Below are 3,272 nucleotides of genomic sequence, written 5' to 3'. Positions count from 1 at the left end.
AAGCAGAAGACGGCATACGAGATTTGCCTCTTGTCTCGTGGGCTCGGAGATGTGTATAAGAGACAGGCCCCGACCCGGGGCGCGCCGCTGTGCACGTTCGCCGAGGCGTCCCGGCAGCTCGCCGGCCTCCCCGACCCGAGGCCCGAGGCGGCCGCCGGCCCGGGCGTGGGTGACCCGTCCATCGCCGGGCTGCTGGTCACGGACACCGCCGACGCCACGGTCGCCGGCCCGGCCGGCGGCGCCCCGGCCAACGGCGCCCCGGCCAGGAGCACTCCCGCCAAGGCCGCTCCCGCCAAGGCCGCTCCCGCCAAGGCCGCTCCCGCCAAGGCCGCTCCCGCCAAGGCCGCTCCCGCCAAGGCCACTCCCGCCAAGGCCGCGCGGACCGACGATTCGACGAAGGGGAGCTGACCATGCCGGTTACCCCGGTCCTCACCGGACGCTGGAACACCCCCGGCTCCTGGACACTGGCCGTCTACGAGAGCACCGACGGCTACCAGGCGCTGCGGCAGGCCCTGGAGCTGGGCCCGGACGACATCATCAAGATTGTCAAGGACTCCGGGCTGCGCGGCCGCGGCGGTGCCGGCTTCCCCACCGGGATGAAGTGGAGCTTCATCCCGCAGGGCGACGACAAGCCGCACTACCTGGTGATCAACGCGGACGAGGGCGAGCCCGGCACCTGCAAGGACGCGCCACTGATGATGGCCGACCCGCACTCGCTGGTGGAGGGCATCATCATCGCCTCCTACGCGGTGCGGGCCCACCGCGCCTTCATCTACCTGCGCGGGGAGCTGGTGCACTGCGGGCGCCGGCTGCGCGCCGCGGTCGCCGAGGCGTACCAGGCCGGCTACCTCGGCCGTGACATCCTCGGCAGCGGCTTCGACCTGGACCTGGTCGTCCACTCCGGGGCCGGCGCCTACATCTGCGGCGAGGAGACCGCGCTGCTGGACTCGCTGGAGGGCCGCCGCGGCCAGCCCCGGCTGCGCCCGCCGTTCCCGGCGACCCACGGGCTGTACGCGTCCCCGACCGTGGTCAACAACGTGGAGACCATCGCCACCGTGCCGTTCATCATCCGGCGCGGGGTGGAGTGGTTCCGCTCGATGGGCCGGGAGCGCTCGCCGGGGCCGAAGATCTACAGCCTGTCCGGGCACGTGACCCGCCCGGGCCAGTACGAGGCGCCGATGGGGACCACCCTCGCCGAGCTGCTGGATCTCGCCGGCGGCATCCGCGGCGGCCGGCGGCTGAAGGCGTGGACGCCCGGCGGCTCCTCGACGCCGATGCTCACCGCGGACCATCTCGACGTCCCGCTGGACTTCGAGGGGGTCGCCGAGGCTGGCTCCCTGCTCGGCACCGCCGCCATCATGCTCATGGATGAGACCGTGGACATGCTCAAGGTCGTCCGGCGGCTCACCCAGTTCTACGCGCACGAGTCCTGCGGCAAATGCACGCCCTGCCGCGAGGGCACCACCTGGATGGTCCAGATCCTCTCCCGGCTCGAACGCGGTGACGGCGACGCCGAGGACGTCGACACCCTTGTCGACGCCTGCGACAACATCTTCGGCCGGGCCTTCTGCGCGCTCGCCGACGGCGCCACCTCACCGATCGTCTCCGGGATCAAGTTCTTCCGGGACGAGTTCGTCCCGGCCACCCCCACCGACCGCGTCGCCGGCACGCCGGACGCCTTCGCGGGAGCTCACTGATCACTATGACAACCGTGTCGAAGAGCAGCGCCTCGCAGCCCCCGGCCGAGCCCGCGCCGCCGGATCTCGTCACCCTGACCATCGACGGCATCGCGGTCAGCGTCCCGAAGGGGACACTGATCATCCGGGCCGCCGAGCTGCTCGGGATCGAGATCCCGCGGTTCTGCGACCATCCGCTGCTCGACCCCGTCGGCGCCTGCCGGCAGTGCATCGTCGAGGTCGAGGGCCAGCGCAAGCCGGTCGCCTCCTGCACGACCACGGTCGCGGCCGACATGGTCGTGCGCACCCAGCTCACCTCGCCGGTGGCGCAGAAGGCGCAGGCGGGGACGCTGGAGTTCCTGCTGCTCAACCATCCGCTGGACTGCCCGGTCTGCGACAAGGGCGGCGAGTGCCCGCTGCAGAACCAGTCGATGGCCAACGGTGGCGCCGTCTCACGGTTCCGGGAGGCCAAGCGGACCTACCCGAAGCCTGTCGCCATCTCCAGCGAGATCCTGCTCGACCGGGAGCGCTGCGTGCTGTGCGCGCGCTGCACCCGGTTCTCCGCGCAGATCGCCGGCGACCCCTTCATCGAACTGTTCGAGCGGGGCGCCAACGAGCAGGTCTCGATCAGCGAGGACGAGCCGTTCCAGTCCTACTTCTCCGGCAACACCGTGCAGATCTGCCCGGTGGGCGCGCTGACCAGCGCGGCCTACCGGTTCCGGGCCCGGCCGTTCGACCTGGTGTCCACCCCGACCGCGTGTGAGCACTGCGCGGCCGGCTGCGCGCTGCGCACCGACCACCGCCGCGGCAAGGTCCGGCGCCGGCTCGCCGCCGACGACCCGGCCGTCAACGAGGAGTGGAACTGCGACAAGGGCCGGTTCGCCTTCACCTACGCCGACGGCGCCGACCGGCTGCGCACCCCGCTGGTCCGTGACGACGCCACCGGGGAGCTGGTCGAGGCGTCGTGGAGCGAGGCGCTGGCCTTCGCCGCCCGCGGGCTGGCCGAATGCCGGGACCGCCACGGCGTCGGCGTGCTCGCCGGCGGCAGGCTCACCCGTGAGGACGCCTACGCCTACGCCAAGTTCGCCCGCGTCGCCCTGCGCACCAACGACGTGGACTTCCGGGCCCGGCCGCACTCGGCCGAGGAGGAGGCGTTCCTCGCCCACGCGGTCGCCGGCACCGGCATCGGGGTCACCCACGCCGGTCTGGAAGCCGCGCCCGGCGTCCTGCTGGTCGCGCTCGAGCCCGAGGAGGAGGCGCCGACGATCTTCCTGCGGCTGCGCAAGGCCGCGCAGAAGCAGACCACGGCGATCTTCTCGCTGGCCCCGCTGGCCACCCGCGGGCTGTCGAAGATCTCCGGGACGCTGCTGCCGGTCGTCCCCGGAGCCGAAGCCGCCGCCCTGGCCGCCCTGGCCGGGCCGGTCAACAGGATTCAGGACGGGACCCAGTCCGCGGCGGCCGCCGCGCTGCGCGCCGACGGGGCGGTGATCCTGGTGGGGGAGCGCGCCGCGCAGGCCCCCGGGACGCTGACCGCGGCGCTGCGGCTGGCCGAGGCGACCGGCGCGCGGCTGGCCTGGGTGCCACGCCGGGCCGGGG

Annotated in this window: 3 protein-coding genes; all 3 read left to right on the top strand. The window is 73.1% G+C overall.

Translation table 11 applies throughout. The annotated features are described in order from the left end of the window. Positions 1 to 51 precede the first annotated feature (51 nt). The gene (locus NBW84_RS23510) at positions 52 to 408 is read left to right on the top strand and encodes a hypothetical protein (RefSeq protein ID WP_250287494.1); all 357 of its coding nucleotides are present in this window, start codon (positions 52 to 54) and stop codon (positions 406 to 408) included. A 2-nt stretch (positions 409 to 410) separates the two neighbouring features. After that, entirely contained in the window at positions 411 to 1,697 is a 1,287-nt protein-coding gene (nuoF, locus tag NBW84_RS23505; RefSeq protein ID WP_250287492.1) for an NADH-quinone oxidoreductase subunit NuoF, read from the top strand. Between the two features lie 5 nt (positions 1,698 to 1,702). Then, a partial coding sequence (locus tag NBW84_RS23500) for an NADH-quinone oxidoreductase subunit G (RefSeq protein WP_250287489.1) occupies positions 1,703 to 3,272 on the top strand: 1,570 nt, incomplete at its 3' end.

This window comes from Protofrankia sp. CiP1_Cm_nod2, from assembly GCF_920664355.1.
Classification (GTDB): Bacteria; Actinomycetota; Actinomycetes; order Frankiales; family Frankiaceae; genus Protofrankia.
This window is presented reverse-complemented; position numbering and strand designations above follow the sequence as displayed.

Bases quoted from the DNA above. Each gene is read 5' to 3' on its own strand.
- nuoF (WP_250287492.1), top strand. From the start codon at position 411: ATGCCGGTTACCCCGGTCCTCACCGGACGCTGGAACACCCCCGGCTCC.